This window comes from Kitasatospora albolonga, from assembly GCF_039535905.1.
GTDB classification, from domain to species: Bacteria; Actinomycetota; Actinomycetes; order Streptomycetales; family Streptomycetaceae; genus Kitasatospora; species Kitasatospora albolonga.
Window position 1 is genome coordinate 14365 of the sequence record NZ_BAAAYB010000039.1, and the last position, 16505, is coordinate 30869.

The 16505-nt window shown below is 73.9% G+C and carries 16 protein-coding genes; 6 read left to right on the forward strand and 10 right to left on the reverse strand.

Annotated elements, in window-relative coordinates; genetic code table 11:
* Positions 1–154: 154 nt before the first annotated feature.
* Both ABD946_RS10545 and ABD946_RS10550 read left to right on the forward strand, forming a co-directional pair.
* Positions 155–1033: a class II fructose-bisphosphate aldolase gene (locus tag ABD946_RS10545; protein WP_345282348.1), complete on the forward strand. Its 879-nt coding sequence runs from the start codon at positions 155–157 to the stop codon at positions 1031–1033.
* Positions 1030–2289 (forward strand): extracellular solute-binding protein, encoded by a 1260-nt coding sequence (locus ABD946_RS10550; RefSeq protein ID WP_345282299.1) that lies wholly within the window; start codon positions 1030–1032, stop codon positions 2287–2289. Before ABD946_RS10545 ends, ABD946_RS10550 begins: the two co-directional genes overlap by 4 nt.
* A 73-nt stretch (positions 2290–2362) precedes the next feature.
* On the opposite strand, the gene ABD946_RS10555 is transcribed toward ABD946_RS10550, so the two are convergent.
* From ABD946_RS10555 to ABD946_RS10575, 5 genes are all read right to left on the reverse strand, one after another.
* A complete protein-coding gene (locus ABD946_RS10555) occupies positions 2363–3025 on the reverse strand; it encodes a deoxynucleoside kinase (RefSeq protein ID WP_345282301.1) in 663 nt (220 codons plus the stop codon).
* 93 nt (positions 3026–3118) lie between these two features.
* The gene (locus ABD946_RS10560) at positions 3119–4228 is read right to left on the reverse strand and encodes an aryl-sulfate sulfotransferase (RefSeq protein ID WP_345282302.1); all 1110 of its coding nucleotides are present in this window, start codon (positions 4226–4228) and stop codon (positions 3119–3121) included.
* A 32-nt stretch (positions 4229–4260) separates the two neighbouring features.
* Complete coding sequence (locus ABD946_RS10565) at positions 4261–5250, reverse strand: ABC transporter substrate-binding protein (RefSeq protein WP_345282304.1); 990 nt, start codon at positions 5248–5250, stop codon at positions 4261–4263.
* Between the two features lie 28 nt (positions 5251–5278).
* Positions 5279–6007: an ABC transporter ATP-binding protein gene (locus ABD946_RS10570; protein ID WP_345282306.1), complete on the reverse strand. Its 729-nt coding sequence runs from the start codon at positions 6005–6007 to the stop codon at positions 5279–5281.
* The gene (locus ABD946_RS10575; RefSeq protein WP_345282308.1) at positions 6004–6774 is read right to left on the reverse strand and encodes an ABC transporter permease; all 771 of its coding nucleotides are present in this window, start codon (positions 6772–6774) and stop codon (positions 6004–6006) included. The genes ABD946_RS10570 and ABD946_RS10575 overlap by 4 nt, the downstream gene beginning before the upstream one ends.
* 153 nt (positions 6775–6927) lie before the next feature.
* Here ABD946_RS10575 and ABD946_RS10580 point away from each other — a divergent pair, with 153 nt between their 5' ends.
* Positions 6928–7497, forward strand: coding sequence for a helix-turn-helix domain-containing protein (locus ABD946_RS10580; protein ID WP_345282310.1), 570 nt, complete (start codon positions 6928–6930; stop codon positions 7495–7497).
* A gap of 21 nt (positions 7498–7518) precedes the next feature.
* Here ABD946_RS10580 and ABD946_RS10585 read toward each other — a convergent pair whose 3' ends face one another.
* The 3 genes from ABD946_RS10585 to ABD946_RS10595 all read right to left on the reverse strand — a co-directional run bounded on the left by ABD946_RS10585 (position 7519) and on the right by ABD946_RS10595 (position 11434).
* Positions 7519–7863, reverse strand: a complete 345-nt coding sequence (locus tag ABD946_RS10585) for a hypothetical protein (protein ID WP_345282312.1) — start codon at positions 7861–7863, stop codon at positions 7519–7521.
* A gap of 51 nt (positions 7864–7914) precedes the next feature.
* Positions 7915–8688: an SDR family NAD(P)-dependent oxidoreductase gene (locus tag ABD946_RS10590; RefSeq protein ID WP_345282314.1), complete on the reverse strand. Its 774-nt coding sequence runs from the start codon at positions 8686–8688 to the stop codon at positions 7915–7917.
* A gap of 139 nt (positions 8689–8827) precedes the next feature.
* Positions 8828–11434: a tetratricopeptide repeat protein gene (locus ABD946_RS10595; RefSeq protein WP_345282316.1), complete on the reverse strand. Its 2607-nt coding sequence runs from the start codon at positions 11432–11434 to the stop codon at positions 8828–8830.
* A 487-nt stretch (positions 11435–11921) separates the two neighbouring features.
* On the opposite strand from ABD946_RS10595, the gene ABD946_RS10600 reads away from it, so the two are divergent.
* Both ABD946_RS10600 and ABD946_RS10605 read left to right on the forward strand, forming a co-directional pair.
* Positions 11922–12254: a hypothetical protein gene (locus tag ABD946_RS10600; protein ID WP_345282317.1), complete on the forward strand. Its 333-nt coding sequence runs from the start codon at positions 11922–11924 to the stop codon at positions 12252–12254.
* A gap of 62 nt (positions 12255–12316) precedes the next feature.
* Positions 12317–13363, forward strand: a complete 1047-nt coding sequence (locus ABD946_RS10605) for an acyltransferase family protein (protein ID WP_345282319.1) — start codon at positions 12317–12319, stop codon at positions 13361–13363.
* Between the two features lie 139 nt (positions 13364–13502).
* On the opposite strand, the gene ABD946_RS10610 is transcribed toward ABD946_RS10605, so the two are convergent.
* Positions 13503–14438: a MerR family transcriptional regulator gene (locus tag ABD946_RS10610; protein ID WP_345282321.1), complete on the reverse strand. Its 936-nt coding sequence runs from the start codon at positions 14436–14438 to the stop codon at positions 13503–13505.
* A gap of 70 nt (positions 14439–14508) precedes the next feature.
* On the opposite strand from ABD946_RS10610, the gene ABD946_RS10615 reads away from it, so the two are divergent.
* The gene (locus ABD946_RS10615) at positions 14509–16074 is read left to right on the forward strand and encodes a dienelactone hydrolase family protein (RefSeq protein ID WP_345282322.1); all 1566 of its coding nucleotides are present in this window, start codon (positions 14509–14511) and stop codon (positions 16072–16074) included.
* On the opposite strand, the gene ABD946_RS10620 is transcribed toward ABD946_RS10615, so the two are convergent.
* On the reverse strand, positions 16067–16447 hold the full coding sequence (locus tag ABD946_RS10620) for a hypothetical protein (protein ID WP_345282324.1): 381 nt from the start codon (positions 16445–16447) through the stop codon (positions 16067–16069). The genes ABD946_RS10615 and ABD946_RS10620 overlap by 8 nt on opposite strands.
* Between the last annotated feature and the right edge of the window lie 58 nt (positions 16448–16505).

Consider the following 16505-nt stretch of genomic DNA (forward strand, 5'->3'; position numbering starts at 1 on the left):
CCGTGTTCAGTCAAGAGGTAGGGCCTCCGTGACGGGATCGCGATCTGCCAAGCCATGGGCATGTGTGCGCGAAACTGCTTAAATGAGCCCCACCGTAATCACGTTCATGCAAATGATCATGATCGGTTGCCCGTACGCCCACGAAAGGCCCGCCATGCCGCTCGCCGCCTCCGGCGAACTCGTCGCCGAAGCCGCCGCCCACCGCAGCGCCGTCGCGGCGTTCAACGTCATCACCCTCGAACACCTCCAGGGCGTGATCGCCGCCGCCGAGACGGTCGGCGCCCCGGTGATCCTCCAGGTCAGCGAGAACGCCGTGAAGTACCACGGCGGACAGCTGCACCCGCTGGCGGCGGCCGCCGTCAGCGCCGCCCGCCGCAGCTCCGTCCCGGTCGCCCTGCACCTGGACCACGTCAAGGACCGGGCCCTGCTCCTGCAGGCCGCCGACTGCGGCTTCGGCTCCGTCATGTACGACGCCGCGCACCTGTCCTACGAGCGCAACGTCGAGGCCACCCGGGAGGCCGCCGACTGGGCGCACGCCAACGGCCTCTGGCTGGAGGCCGAGCTCGGCGAGGTCGGCGGCAAGGACGGCCACGGCCCGCTCGACGCCCACGCCCCCGGTGCCCGCACCGACCCCGCCGAGGCCCGGCGCTACGTCGAGGAGACCGGCGTCGACGCCCTCGCCGTCGCCATCGGCAGCTCGCACGCCATGACCTCGCGCGACGCCCTGATCGACCATCAACTGCTGCACCGGATACGCCTGTCGCTGGACGTCCCGCTGGTCCTGCACGGCTCCTCCGGCGTCAGCGACGTGGAGATCCGGCGCGCCGTCCGGGGCGGCATCAGCAAGGTCAACATCGGCACCGCGCTCAACATCGCGATGACCGGCGCGGTGCGTGCCGCACTCGACGCCGCCCCGCAGGCCGTCGACCCGCGCGGCTACCTGGCGGCCGGCCGGCGCGCCGTCACCGAGGTGGTCACCGCGCTGCTGACCACCGTCACCACCGCCCCCGAGGGCGAGGCCGTCCCGCTGTGAACGGCAGACTCCTGACCCTGCTGGCCTGCGGCACCGTCGGCGCGCTCGCCCTGAGCGCCTGCGGCAGCGGAGGCGCCACCACCCCGGGCGGGACGGTCACCCTCGAACTGGTCGCCGCCGACTACGGCGACAAGGCGGCCAACAGCTCCGAGGTCTACTGGGGCGACCTCGCCCGGCGCTTCGAGGCCGACCACCCGAAGATCAAGGTCCACGTCCAGGTGGTCAGCTGGAACGACATCGACGAGCGGGTCAAGACCATGATCCGCGACGGGGAGCAGCCCGACGTCGTGCAGACCGGGGGCTACGCCGACAAGGTCGCCGACAAGCTGCTCTACCGGGCCGACGAGGTGCTCTCCGGCAGCACGCTCGGCAAGATCCTCCCCACCTTCGCCAAGGCCGGCGAGGTCGACGGCGTCCAGTACGGCATCCCGTTCGTCTCCTCGGCCCGCGCCTTCTTCTACAACAAGGCGCTCCTCGCCAAGGCCGGCGTCACCGAGGTCCCCAGGAGCTGGGAGGACGTCAGGAAGGCCGCCGAGCAGATCAAGGCGAAGGTCCCGGGCGTCGTCCCCTACGCCCTCCCGCTCGGCCCCGAGGAGGCCCAGGCCGAGAGCACCCTCTGGGAGCTCGGCAACGGCGGCGGCATCGCCGACGCCGGCGGCTACACGCTCGACAGCCAGGCCAACATCGAGACCTTCGGCTGGCTCAAGTCCAACCTGGTGGCACCCAGGCTGACCTACGCCAAGCCCGCCGCCACCGACCGCAAGACCGCCTTCGCGGACTTCGCGGCCGGCCGGACCGCGATGCTCAACGGCCACCCCTCGCTGATCCAGCAGGCCCGCGACGGCAAGGTCGACTACGGCGTCGCCCCGATCCCCGGGCGCTCCGGCGCGCTCAAGTCCACGCTGGGCGTGGCCGACTGGACGATGGCGTTCAGGAAGAACGGCCACCGGGAGCAGATCAAGCAGTTCCTCGACTTCGTGTACGCCACCGAGAACACCCTGGCGTTCGACGAGCTCTACAACCTGATGCCGGTCACCCAGGACACCCTCGACGCGATGACCACCAGCGGCACCCACAAGGACCTTGAGCCCTTCTTCGCCCTGCTCCCGCAGGCCGCCTTCTACCCCCTGGGCGACACCGGCTGGGACGGCGTCTCGGCCGACATCAAGAAGAACGTCGGCGCCGCCCTGGACGAGCCGGCCAAGGTCCTCGGCGCGCTCCAGGCCAGGACGAAGGCCGCCGCGCCCGCCAAGTAAAGCGACCGGGCCCGGCCCGGCTCGGGGGAGCGGGCCGGGCCCGGTGGTGACGGGACGCGGGACGAGGCGGGGGTCAGACCGGCTGACGGACCGCCGCGAGGGCGTCCTTCACCTGCTGCGCCACGCGGGCGGCATCCTCGGGGATGTGCACCACGTCGGTGTCGTTCATGTCGATCACCAGCACCTCGCTCGCCGAGTAGTGCTTGTTGACCCAATCGTCGTACCCGGACCAGAGCGTCCGGTAGTACTCCACCAGGCCCTCGTCCTGCTCGAAGTCCCGCCCGCGCAGCCCGATCCGGTGCAGCACCGTCTCGAAGTCCGCCTTCAGGTAGACCATCAGGTCCGGCGCCTTGCGGTACGGAAGGCCGTCGATCTCACGCATCATCTCGGCGAGCAGGCCCTCGTAGACCTGCATCTCCAGCGAGCTGATCCGGCCCAGGTCGTGGTTGACCTTGGCGAAGTACCAGTCCTCGTAGATCGAGCGGTCCAGGACGTTGTCGCCCTGCTTGTACGCCTCCTTGATCGCGGCGAAGCGCGTCTGCAGGAAGTACAGCTGCAGCAGGAAGGGGTACCGGTTGGCCTGGATCTCCTCGGGGCTCGCCGTGTAGAAGAGCGGCAGGATCGGGTTCTCGTCCACGCTCTCGTAGAAGACCTCGCTGCCGAGCTCCTTGGCGAGCAGCTCGGCGACGCTGGTCTTGCCGATGCCGATCATGCCTCCGACGCAGATCACTGGCATTCCTCACTTCTCCCTGGGGGGTCTGTCCGTGGGTGGACCGGGCGAGCGCCCCAACCAGGGCAAGCGAGAATCATACGTGTCCGTGCGGAGCGCTCAGAGCCAGGGGACCTGCTCCGCCGAGTACCGGTAGGCGCGGAACACCGCGTTCTGCGCACCCCGGGAGGACTCCAGCCCGACGCCCCGTCCGAAGGCCCCGAACTCGGGCACCACGAACTCCCAGACCACGTCGCCGTCCGGGGTCACCTCGAAGAGCCGGCCGAAGGAGCCCTCGGCCACGAAGGTGTTGCCGTTGGGCAGCCGCTGGGCGCTGGACATGTAGGGGCTGTAGAAGTTCTGCGGCGGGTTGTCCTCGTAGCTCCAGACCGTCCGGCCGTCGGCGGGGTCGACCTCCACCACCCGGGAGTACGGCACCGAGGTGGTGTCGCGGTAGGTGCCGTTGTCGAATACCAGCACGTTGCCGTTGGCCAGCTCGTGCGGGTAGTGCTGCTGGGCCAGCACCTCCGGGCCGATCCGCCAGCGCACCGAGCCGTCCGCGCGGTCCACCGCGACGGCGGTGGAGGCGCTGCGGAAGCCCACCACCACGCCGCCGTCCCGGAGTTCGTTGACGGTGTTGGCCATCGGCCAGTGCTCGCGGGCGAAGTGCGGGTTGAGCGGCGTGAGTTCGGGGTCCAGGTGCTCGATCGCGGCCCACCGCCAGAGCACCTCGCCGTCCCAGGTCAGCTCGTACACCACGTCGCCGTAGATCACCCCGCCCGGCGCCTCCGAGCCGGGGATGCCGCCGCGGATGCGGGCCGCGTCGGAAGTGGACAGCGGCTCGACGCCGAGCACCAGAAGGTTGCCGTTGCGCAGCACCGAGGCGTCGTGGTGGTGGAAGGGGTGGCGGACCTCGCGCAGCACGGTGCCGTCGGGGGCGACCTCCTGGAGGATGCCGCCGTGGTAGACGTCCCAGATCGGGAAGAGGCTGGGGCCCTCGGTGTCCTTGCCCTGGTAGAAGAGGTTCCCGTTGGGGAGCAACTGGCCGTGGCGGCCGGGCGGGTGGGCCAGCGTCCAGGTGTGGACGGCCTCGCCGTGGATGTCGAGGAGCTTCACCTCGCCGGGGCCGGCGATCGGGGTGTAGAGGGTGTAGCCGCCCCAGCTGCGCTCGGGGTCGTGGGCGCGCAGGCCGAGGCCGCGGCGGCGGAGGGTGTTCTGGTCGACGGTCATGTTCCTTCTCCTGGACGGGAGTTCGACGGTGTTCAGCGGACGGTGACGGCGGCCGGGTCGGCCGCGGCGAGCGGGGCGGTGTGCAGCCGGGCCAGCAGCGCGGCGCGGTCGGCGGAGCCGGGCAGGCCCTGGGCGGCCTTGGCCCAGGCGGCCTCGTCCTGGAGCTGCTGGAGCAGCTCGGCGGAGAGGGTCGGCCGGTACTCGTAGGCGGGCTGGAAGGCCTCCACGTACCCGCTCCGCAGGGTGCCGTTGGACTGGGCCAGCACGGCGCGGCGGGCACCGGCCGGGTCGGCGGTGAGTTCGCCCTGGGCCTTCAGCAGGGTGCGCAGGACGGCGGTGGTGCGGGCGTCGTCGGTGGCGGCGGGGCCGGCCACCAGCAGGGTGCGGGCGGTGTAGCCGGTGAAGCGCAGCTCGGCGTAGCGCTCGCCGAGGGCGGTGCGGACGGCGCCGTAGGAGCTGGGGAAGGTCAGCCCGGCGTCCACGTCGCCCCGGGCCAGGGCGGCGGGCAGCTGGTTGGGCGCGAGGTTGACCACCTGGACGTCGGCCGGGGTCAGGCCGGCGGAGGCGAGCATCCGGGAGAGCGCGTACTCGACGTTGGTGCCCTGCGGCAGTCCGATCTTGCGGCCCTTGAGCCGGTCGAAGCCGGTGATGCCGTGGTCGGTGCGGGTGAGCAGCCGCCAGTCGGCGAAGCGCGACAGGTCGGCGACCACGCGCAGGTCGCGCCCGGAGAGCGCGGCGGTGACGGCGGGCAGGTCGCCGACCACGCCGAGCTGGGCCTGGCCGCCGAGGACGGCGTTGAGCGCGTCGCGGCCGGTGGGGAAGGACTGGAGGGTGGCCCGGACGCCCTCGGCCGGCCAGAGCTCGCGGTCCTGCGCCAGGTAGACCGGGGCGCCGCCCAGGTAGTCGCTGCCGGCGATGGTGACGGCGGGGGTGGCGGTCGGCTGCTCCGTCCCCGCGCACGCGGTGGCGGTGAACAGGACGGTGAGCAGGGCGGCGGCGAGCGTACGGGGTCTGCGGAGCACGGTGGACTTCCTTACGGGGGAGGGGGGTTCAGGCTTCGTGGCCATGGCCGAGCTGCCGCGAGATCAGCTCGCGCAGCCCCGGAGCGGACGGGTCGGTGTGGTCGGCGACCACCCGGCCGGGCCGGCCGCCCAGCACCACGACCCGCTCGGCGAGGGCCAGCGCCTCGTCGATGTCGTGGGTGACGAACAGGACCGTCAGGCCGGTGCGGTGCCAGAGCCGGATGAGCAGCTCCTGCATCCGGGCCCGGGTCAGCGCGTCGAGCGCGCCGAACGGCTCGTCCAGCAGCAGGACTTGGGGTTCGGCGGCGATCGCCCGGGCCAGCGCGACGCGCTGCTGCATCCCGCCGGAGAGCTGGGCGGGGTACTTCTCCGCACCGTCGGCCAGCTCGACCTCGGCCAGGGCTTCGAGGGCGCGGCGCCTGCGTTCGGCGCGCGGCAGGCCGAGCCGCTTGAGGGCGAACTCGACGTTGCCCCGGGCGGTGAGCCAGGGGAAGAGCGCGTAGTGCTGGAAGACCACGCCGCGGTCCGCGCCGGGGGCGGTGACCGGCTCGCCGCCCACCAGCACCCGGCCGGCGGTGGGGCGGACGAAGCCCGCGACGGCGTTCAGCACGGTCGACTTTCCGCAGCCGCTCGGGCCGAGCAGGGCGGTGAACGAGCCTGCGGGGAGGGTGAGTTCGGTCGCGTCGAGGACGGTCGTGGGGCGGCGGCGGGATCCGTATCCGACGGTCAGCGCGTCGAGGCGGATGGACTGGCTCATGCCGCGCTCCAGTGCACGACGCGGCGGCCCAGCGCGGCCAGCAGCAGGTCGACGGTGACGCCGAGCAGGCCCAGCACCAGCAGCCCGGCGAACATCCGGTCGGTGCGCAGGAACTGCCCGTCGACCTGCAACCGGTACGCCAACCCCGCCTGGGCGCCGCCCAGTTCGGCGGCCACCAGGGCGAGCAGGGCGACCGAGGCGCCGTAGCGCAGGGCGGCCAGCAGGGCCGGGGCGGCGGCCGGGAGCAGCACCTCGGCGAAGCGGCGGTGCAGCGGCGCGCCGAGCGAACGGGCCGCGCGCAGGTGGGCGGCGGGCACCCGGGAGACGCCGTCGTGGACGTAGAGCCAGACGGCCAGCAGGACGGCGTAGGCGATCAGCAGGCGCTTGGCCGTCTCGCCGATGCCGAACCAGGCGGTGGCCAGCGGCACCAGCGCGATCGCCGGGATCGGGCGCAGGAAGGAGACCAGCGGCGTCACGGCGGCGGACAGCCGGGGCAGGTAGCCGGTGGCGAAGCCGAGCGCGCAGCCCGCTGCCGCGCCGAGGGCGAAGCCCTGTCCGGCCCGGCCGAGGCTGGCGGCGAGGTCGCTCCACAGCGTGCCGGTGCGGGCGCTCTCCTCAAGCGCCCGCCAGGTGGCGGCGGGGGTCGGCAGCAGGCCGGGCGCCAGGGCGCCGGAGCCGGCCAGGGCGGTCCAGCCGGCCAGCACGGCGAGCGCGGCCAGCAGGGGCGGCGCGAGCCGGGCGAGCGGCGGTGATGCGGTGGGGTGCACGCGGACGTCTCCTCGGGGAGCCACGGCGTCGTCCGCCGGGGCCGATATAAGTGAGGTCAATAATTGACGTCACTTATCAACGCCGTGTTGCGGCCGTGCGAAACCTCTCCGGGCCGACGGACCGTCAGGAACCGATGGGGTACGTTCACCAGCGTGTCCCGACCCGAACCCGCACCCGAGGCGCTCGCCGTCGGCCGGCTGGTCCGCAGCCGCCGCAAGGAGAGCGGCGTCTCCATGGCCGTGCTCGCCGCCCGCTCCGGACTCTCCCAGCCCTTCCTGAGCCAACTCGAGCGCGGCCTCACCACCCCGAGCCTCACCTCGATCTACCGCATCGCCGAGGCCCTGGACGTCCCCCCGGGCGCCTTCCTCCGCCCGCCGGAGCGCCCCGGCACCGTCAGCCACGAGAGCGACCCCCAGGTCATCCGCGTCAGCGAGGCCGCCGGCCAGATCGCCCGCGTCCTCATCCCCGGCGGCAGCAGCACCCTGATGGAGGCCTACGAGCACCACTTCGAACCCGGTCTCGGCGAACGCGGCTGGTTCGAACACCCCGGCGAGGACTTCCTCTACGTCCTGGAGGGCGAGATCGTCCTCGAGGTCGAGGGCCAGCCACCCCTCACCCTCAAAGCCGGCCAGAGCGCCCACCACCGCGGCGACGTCCCCCACCGCTGCCGCCTCGCCACCCCGGCCCCCGCCCGCACCCTCCTGGTCATCGCCACTCCCTGAACCCCGGCCGTCCTGGCGGCGTCAGGTGGGCCGGCAGGGCGGAGCGGCGGCGTACGCGGCCATCAACGTGTCCACGCGCAGCACCAGTTCTCGGTCCGTCGAGCCCAGGACGCGGACGGAGACCTCGTCACCCCCGACGGCGTTGGCGAGGTGGACGTCCACCCGGTGACGCGTGCCGGCCAACGGGTAGGCGAACCAGCGATCGGGGAGGTCGTCGTCGGTGGACTCGAGGCCGACGGACACGGCCTGCCAGTCGGTGGCGTCGAAGTCGTGGCCCACGTACCGGGCCACCAGGCCCAGGAACGCCTGGAGATGGACGCGCCAGATCCAGCCCGCTGCCGTGGTGTGCTCCGTTTCCGCTGCCATCCGGTCAGGGTGCCATGCGTGCACACCGGCCCGCTTCGACATTCCTGGGCGTCAGGTCCGCAGGTAGGAGGCGCCGTTGAGGTCGAGGATGGTGCCGGAGGACCACTCGGCGGCGGGGGAGGCGAGCCAGGCGACGGCGGCGGCGATCTCCTCGGGGGTGGCGACGCGGCCGAAGGGGCTCTGGGTGCGGATTGCGGCGCCCTCGGGGCCGTCGAGGCGGGCGGCGACGCGTTCGGTGGCGAGGAAGCCCGGGGCGACGGAGGCGACGGCGATGCCGTGCGGGGCGAGGGCGACGGCCAGGGACTGGCCGAGGGCGTGGACGGCGGCCTTGGTGGCGCCGTAGGCGGGGTGGTCGGGCTCGCCGCGGAAGGCGCCGCGGGAGCCGATGTTGACGATCCGTCCGCCGCCGCCCTGGTCGATCATGTGCCGGGCGGCCAGGTGGCTGAGGTGGGCGGTGGCCAGCAGGTTGACCGAGACGTGCTGCTGCCAGGCGGCGACCCAGTCCTCGTACGGGGTGGTGGCGGGCGGGTGCGGGGTGTTCACCGCCGCGTTGTTGACCAGGACGTCGATCCCGCCGAGCGCCTCCGCTGCGGCCCTCACCACCGCGGCGGCCCCCGCCCCGGCCGGATCGGTCAGGTCGCCGCCGACCAGGACGTGCCCGGTGCCGTCGAGCGAGTCCAGGGTGGCCCGGGCCTCCTCCTCCCGGGAGCCGTAGTGGACGGCGACCCGGTCGCCGTTGGCGGCGAAGGCGCGGGCGACGGCGCGGCCGAGGCCGCGGGAGGCCCCGCTGATCAGGACGCGGCGGCTGGTGGCGGGAAAGGTCATGACGGTGCTCCTCCGAGGACGGCGGGGCGGCCGCCCCGGAGCTCCGGCACGGCCGCCTAGATCACCAGCAGTCTGCTACACGGCCGTCACGGACCTGACGGCCCGTCGGACACCCGTGGCCGGCAGGGCCGCCGGAGGCTCAGGGCCCGGTGGTGGACAGCAACTCCTCGTAGCGAAGGGCCTTGGCCTCGTCGCCGAGCTCGGCGGCGGCCCCACGGGCCATCACGAGGGCGGACGTACGGAGCTGCTCGGACGGCCGTTCCCGCAGGGAGAGGAAGGCTTCGGCATGATCGAGGGTCTCTCGGGGGCGGCCCGCCTTGTCGTACCCGATCGCCAGGTTGAAATGGAGCTCGGCCCGGCCCCTGCGCCACCCGTGCTGGTCGAGGATCTCCAGCGCACGCCCGGCCGACCGCCCCGCCTCGTCGTCCTCCCCGACGGCGAAGAGCACGACCGCGTGGATGCCGAGGCCCTGCACCAACCACTGGTCGTCACCGAGCTCGGCGAGCACGGCGACGGCCTCCTCCGCGAGCGGAAGCGCCTCCTCGTTGCGGCCGAGAGAGGTGAGGACGATCGCGGCGTTCGACTGGGCCAGTGCCTCGCCGGAGCGGTGCCCCAGACCGGCGCAGAGCTCGGCGTCCGCCAGATGCATGCCCAGCGCCTCTTCGTACCTGCCCTGGTGACGGATCGTCACCGCCAGGTCGTTGAGGACCATGCTCTCCTTGTACCCGTTGCCGAGCTGCCGGAAGATGTCCAGGGCCCTTCGTTGGTAGGGCTCGGCGGCCGCCCGGTCACCGACCTCCACCAGGGTGGTGGCCAGCGTGTTGAGCGCCTCGGCGGTGCCCGGTGTGTCCTGCACCTCCTCGCAGAACCGGAGGTCACGGCGGAAGTACTCGACGGCCGTCTCGAAGTCGCCCTGCGCCCTGTGCACGGTGCCCAGGTTGAAGAGCACCCTGCTGGCCAGGCGGTGGTCTCCGAGCTCCTGCGACAGTCGTAGGGACCGCTCCAGCAGGGGACGCGCCTGCGCCGGGGTCCCGAGGGACATGTACAGGAGGGCCACCAGGTTGTCCGAGGTGGCGAGCAGCAGGGCATTGCCCTCGGCCTCGGCGAGGGCGCTGACCTCTTGGGCGATCTCCATGCCCTCCCGGAACTGCCTGCGGGCCCGGGCCAGTTCGGCTCGCTGCAGCAGGAGAACGGCCTTGAAGTCCTGGTTCTCGACCTGCTCGGCGGCTTCGAGGCCGACCGTGATCGCCTCGTCCCACTCGCGCCAGCGGCCGGTCATCTCACCCACGTCCGCCAAGGCGCTCGCGAAGCTGACGACGCTGTCGGGTGCGGCCAGCCGCAGCAACTGCCGGAGGGCGGGGATCGCGCCGGAGAGGTCCGCCTCGGCCCAGCGGACGGCGTCCTCCGAGGAAGCGATCTCCGGTGCACCGCCCTCCTGGAGGGCCTGCGGCATCGGCATTCCGTTGAGGTGGCACAGCGTCCTTTCGGCCGCGTGGAAGTACCACTCGTGCATCCGCCGGGCGGCGGCGGTGACCGACTCGGCACCCTCCTCGGCGAGTTGCTCCTTCGAGTAGAGCCGGAGCAGGTCGTGCAGCCGGTAGCGTTCGTCGCCCGGGGCGGGCTCGATCAGGTTGGCCTCGGCCAGCCTGCGGAGCGCCTTGGCGGCCTCGCGGAGCCCGAAGCCGGTGAGGGCCGCGCAGACGCCGGGGCCGAAGTCCTCGCCCGGCACCTGGGACAGCCGTCGGAAGGTGCTCTTCGCCGCCTTGTTCAGCCTGCCGTAGGAGAGTCCGAAGGCCGCACGGACCGTCAGGTCACCCGCCTTCAGGGCCTCCAGGCGGTCGTGCTCGTCGCGCAGTTCGCGGACCAGGGCCGCCGTGCTGAGCCGGGGGTTGGTGACCAGCCGGTTGGCGGTGATCCGCAGCGCCAGCGGGAGGCCGCCGCAGTAGCCGACCACGGCCTCGGCGGCGAGCAGGTCACGGTCGATCCGTTCGGCACCGCAGACCTGCCGGAGGAAGCGCAGCGCCGTCCCCGGGGTGAAGGTGTCCAGGTCCAGCCGGTCCGCGCCCTCCAGCCCGGCCAGCCGGCTGCGGCTGGTGACCAGCACCAGAGCTCCGTCGCCCCCGGGCGGGAGCAGCGGGCGGACCTGCTGCTCCTCGGTGGCGTTGTCGAGCACCAGCAGCAGGCGGCGGCCGGACAGCGCCAGCCGGTACGCGTCCAGCAACCGGTCCGGATCGCCCGGGAGTTCGGCCTGCGGGATGCCGAGGGCGAGCAGGAAGCGGGCCATCACGTCCTCGGGCGTGGACGGTCGGTCGGCCATGCCGCGCAGGTCGGCGTAGAGCCGACCGTCGGGGAAGTCGCCGTCCGGGTGGTGCGCAAGGTGCAGCGCGAGGGCGGTCTTGCCGACCCCCGGCTTGCCGGTGATCACCACCACTCGATCCGCCCCCTCCGGGCCGGGGCCGTCCCCGGCGGCGCCGCCGGGGCGATCGCCGGAGTGGCCTCCCGAGCCGTCTCCCGATCCGCTGACGGAGCGGTCGCCGGCCCGGCCGAGGATGCGGCCGATCTCCTCCTCCCGCCCGGTGAAGTCCGCCGGTTGCGGCGGCAGGGTGCGGGGGAGGGCCGAGGGCCGCTCCGGCCCCGGCGCGGCGAAGACGTTGAACACCGGGTTGGTGAGGATCGGCCCGTGGGCGTCCCCGCCCACCGCGACCGAGCTCGTCCCGTCGGCCCGGACGGTCGGCGCACGCTTCATGCGGCGACGCCGGTCTCGATCGGCCCGGTCGACCCGTCGCCCACCGAGACCACACCGACCACGACCGCCCCACCCGCAGCGATCGAACGCCGCACACCCGACGTCATCCCGCACCCCCTCTGCCCGCCCGCTGGAGCGGACCCGCCCCAGTTCTACCAGCCGCCACCGACCTGACCCCTGTGAGATGCCGTCAGAAGCCGTGCCGTGGAAAGGCAGTGACCACGCGGGTCCCGGCCGCCATGCGTCCGGGAAGGCCGGGGCCGTCGACCGGTGGACCACCGTCACCGCGGGCCCGGATCGGGACGAACTGCCTCTTCAGGCAGACCTTCGGTGCCGGGCGGGCAATGGCGCGGGAACCTTCCTGATGATCAACTATGCTGCGGTCAAACGCCCTTCACCTGGGCCGATACGTGTACGACACGCCGCGACGGCTGGGCGGACCATGCCCCGGAGCCGTCGTCCGGCGACTTCTGACGGAGGAATTCCCATGCGCATCAAAGCCGGTCTGATCACGGCCGGGGTCGGCACGGCCGCCCTCGCCACGCTCGGCTTCCTGGCAGGCAACGTGTCGGCCTCCGGTGCGACGAGCCCGCAGCCGCGCGCCACCCAGGTCGGTGCCCCGGGCCCGCAGGCCACCGTCGCCGCCCCGCAGGCGACCGTCGCGGTCGTGGGCCCGCAGGCCACCGTCGCTGCGCCGCGTCCGCAGGCGACCGTCGCGGTCGTCGCTCCCCAGGCCACTGTCGCGGTCCTCGCTCCGCAGGCCACCGTTGCGGTCGTTGCCCCGCAGGCCACCGTCGCCGCCGAGGCGGGCTCGCGCTGAGCCTGGCCACCCTTCGTGGCGCCGTCGTCCGAGACCCGGGCGCCCAGGTGTCCGGGCCGGGCGTGCGACTGGAGTCGCTCACCGCGCTGCGCTGGTTCGCGGCACTGGCGGTCTTCGCCTGCCACGCCCGGGAACTGACGGCGAGCACGCCGTCCTCGTTGGCCGAGATGTGTGCCGACGGTGGTGTCACGTTCTTCTTCGTCCTCTCCGGGTTCGTCCTGGCCTGGTCCTGGCGGCCGGGGACACCCGTGGGCACCTTCTACCGCCGGCGGTTCGCCCGGGTCTGGCCGTTGCTCGCGCTCGGCACGCTGCTCGCCGTGCCCGCACTCGGCGAGGCGTGGTCGACGGCCTGGCCAGGTGTCGTGCGCAACCTGCTGTTGCTGGAGGCGTGGTTGCCGGGCGGGCCGCCTGCGGGCAACCCGGTCAGCTGGTCGCTGTCCTGCGAGGCCTACTTCTACGCGCTGTTCCCGCTGCTCGCGGCCTGCGGACTGCGTCTCTCCCGCCGCTCCCTGGCGGCCGTGGCGGTGGCCGCCGTAGCCGTCGCCTGGGTCTACCGGTGGCTGGCCTTCCACCTGCTGGAGCCGATGCCGACACCGGTTCTGGTCCTCGTGCTGCGGTTGCCGGCCTACCGCATCACGGCCTTCGTCCTCGGCGTGGCGGCCGCGCTGGCGATGCGCCGCGGGTGGCGGCCCCGCTGCGGTGCGCCGACCGCGCTCGGCCTGATCGCCTGCACCCTGGCGGCCGTCTGGTCGGGCCGCGTGCTCGGCTGGTGGGGCCACTGGTGGTCGGATCAGGCGCTGGCTCCCGGCTTCGCGCTGCTGATCGCGGCGGTGGCAGCCGGCGAGTTGCGCGGCCGTCCGCAACTCGGTCTGCGGAGGCGGCCGTTCGTGCTGCTGGGGCAGTGGTCCTTCGCGTTCTACCTGGTGCACTACCCGCTGCTGCACCTGACCGCCCGCAGCCTCGGCATCGGCCCGTACGGCGAGGCCGGGTACGGCCTCTGGCCGTCCGCCCTCCTCTGGCTCTGCTGGCTGGCGGCCGGAACGGCGCTGGCGGCGCTCTGCCACCACGCCGTCGAACGCCCGGCCGAGCGGCTGATTCGGGGGAGGTGACCCGGTACCGCTCGCGGTGACACCGGTGGCACGGCGCCGCCGAGGACCCGCACCGTGGTCTGCCGCCCCAGGGGCGGTCCCGCCGGGCCGGTGCCGTCCAGCGGGACCGTGCCGCTCAGCCGCTCAGCCGCTCAGTCGCTCAGCCGCCGGTGGCCGCCACGTCCGCGGCGAGGGCGTCCCGCATCCAGGCGTGCGCGGCGCCCACCGTCGGTGTCCGCCCGGCCGGGGCGAACGCGGTGGTCAGTGCCCAGTAGCGTTCCACCGCCGGATCGGTGGCGGCCGACAGCAGGCCGTGCAGGCGCCGCCGGAAGCCGGGCCCGTCCGGCTCCGAGCGGCTCTCCGCGTGGGCCGCGACGAAACGCTCCAACACCGTTCCCCGGCCGGGTGCCCGATCCGCCGTCAGTTCCGGCACGGCCAGGGAGTACGCCTCGAACAGGCCGTCGTACAGCACGTCCGGCCGCCGCACCCGGTCCGTCCACACCGTCCCCGAGCGCCCGCCCTCCCCGCACGGGGCGGTCGCGATCGCGTGCAGCTCCGCGAAGGCCAGCACCTGCGCCGGGGACGGATCGGAGGGCGGCTGCGGCACGGCGTGGTCCAGCACCGCCGCGACCAACGGCCGCGAGAGCCGCGCGGGCAGCGCCGCCCGCCAGAACCGGGCCAGTGCCGTCGTCCCCGGCGGGGTGGAGAGCGCGCCGACCAGCCGCAGCCGCTCCGCCCGCAGTTCGACCGGGGTTTCCCGGAGCAGCTGCAGCGCCGCCTCCCGCCAGCGCAGCGCCGTCAACTGCCCACCCAGCACCCGCAACTGCCCGTCGATGGCGTCCGTCAGACCCGCCGTCAGCCCGTCCCCGTGCTCCAGCACCCGGCCCACCTCAGGCACCGGCAGGTCCAGGGCCCGCAGCGAACGGATCAGCCGCAGCCGCTCCAGGGCCTCCGGCCCGTACCGCCGGTGGCCGCCCGAGCTGCGCCCGGCCTCGGGCAGCAGACCCCGGTCGGAGTAGAACCGGACCGTCTTCACCGTGGTACCGGCCCGCTCGGCGAGCTCGCCGATGCTCCACACATCGCCTTCAGCGGACAAGGGTTGAACCTCCCTCAGGGGGAGTTCCTACCGTACCGGCGAACCCGAACCGTCCCTCAGGAGGTCCCACATGACGGTGTTCGTCCTGGTCTCCGGCCCCTTCACCGGAGGCTGGATCTGGCGGGAGACCGCAGAACTGCTGCGCCGCGCGGGCGCGCAGGCCCACCCGCTCACCCTCACCGGCCTCGGCGAACGCCGCCACCTGGCCGGCCCCGGCACCGACCTGGAGACCCACGTCGAGGACGTGGTCCAGCAGATCGACCACCTGGACGGCCCCGAGCTGCTCGTCCTGGTCGGCCACGGCTACGCCATCCACCCCGTGCTCGGCGCCGCCGACCGCCGCCGCGAACGCATCGGCCGGATCGTCCACCTCGACGCCGGCCTGCCCCGGGACGGCGACACCGCGCTCGCCCTGACGCCCGATCACCTCACCCGCGAGCTGCTCACCGCCCCCGGCAGGCCGACGGCCACCGTCCCCGTCCCCGAACCGGACCAGTGGCACCGCTGGGGTTCCACCGCCGGGCTCACCCCCGAAGCGCTCGACCTCCTCGACCGGTACGCCGCACCGCAGCCCGCCGCCACCCTGCTCCAGCCGCTCCGCCTCGGCGGCGACCCGGCGCCCTGGCCCACCACCGGCATCCTCTGCACCGCCGGGGGCGGCACCGACCTCGCCACCGTGGAGACCGCCGTCCGCTTCGGCCCTCCGCACCTGCGCGCCCTCGCCGATCCCCGGGTCGGCTTCCTCGAACTCCCCACCGGACACTGGCCGATGCTCTCCGACCCGCAGGCCCTGTCCGCCGCGCTGCTGCGCGCCGCCGCCGACGAGGGCCACCGGATCACGGCCGCTCCCGACACCGCCCCGCCCCACCTGCGGCCCTTCGTCCTGGACGTCCCCGCGCGCCCGCGCATCCGCACCGGCGCGCTCGACCTCCACCTCCCGGAGGCGGACGGGCCCCGCCCTGCCGTCCTCCTGGTCCACGGCGGCCCGCTCCCCGCCGACGCCCGCCCCACCCCACGGGACTGGCCGCTCTACACCGGCCACGCCGCCCACGCCGCGAGTCTCGGCCTGGTCGGCGCCGTGCTCGACCACTGCCTGCACGCCCTCACCGACTACCCGCAGGCCGCAGACGACCTGAGCGCCGCCCTCGACACCCTCCGCGCCGACCCCCGGGTGGACCCGGACCGGATCGCCCTCTGGTTCTTCTCCGGCGGCGGACTCCTCGCCGCCGACCACCTCGCCGCGCCCCCGGCCTGGCTGCGCTGCGTCGCCTTCAGCTACCCCGTCCTGGCCCCGCTCCCCGGCTGGGCCACCGTCCCGCCCCGTTTCCGCCCGACCCCCGGCCCCGGCCTCCCGCTGGTCCTCACCCGCGCCGGCCTGGAGCAGCCACCCATCGGCGCCACCGTCGACGCCTTCCTGACGGCCGCCCGGGCCGCCGGCACCCCGCTCGACCTGATCGACCACCCCACCGGCGGCCACGCCTTCGACGTGGCCGACCCGACCCCGGCGTCACGCCGAGCCGTCACCGACGCCCACGCGGCGGTCCGGCGCCACCTGCTGACGGGTGCTCAGGCTCAGGTGAGGAGCACGCCCGCGCCGACGCCGTCGGCCAGGACGGCCGGTGTGCGCTTCAGGTGACGTCGGTCTCGACCGGGCCCTCGGCGCCCTCGCCGACCGCGATGGTGCCCGCGCCCGTGGCCGAGACCCCGCCCGGAGCCGGGGCGGGGCCGGAGGCGGCGGTGGAGGCGCCCCGCACCTTCGTCTTCAACGCGCCGGTCGCCTTGCCACCGATGGCGATCGACCCGGGTCCGGAGGCGGTCACGGGCACCGGTCCGCCCGAAGAGGTCGTCAGGTACACCTGCAAGATCCCCCCGAGCACCACCAGCACCCCGAGCGCGACCCACCACCCCGCGCTGGGGCTGTCCGTCGCCACGTTGGTGACGATCCCGGTCCCCGCCGCGACCACCACGGTCGCCGCCGCCGCGATCGAACGCCGCATCGCCGTCGACATCTCGACTCCTTCCCCCCGCCCCGTCCGTGGAGCAGGCCCGGGCACAGTTGTACCAGGC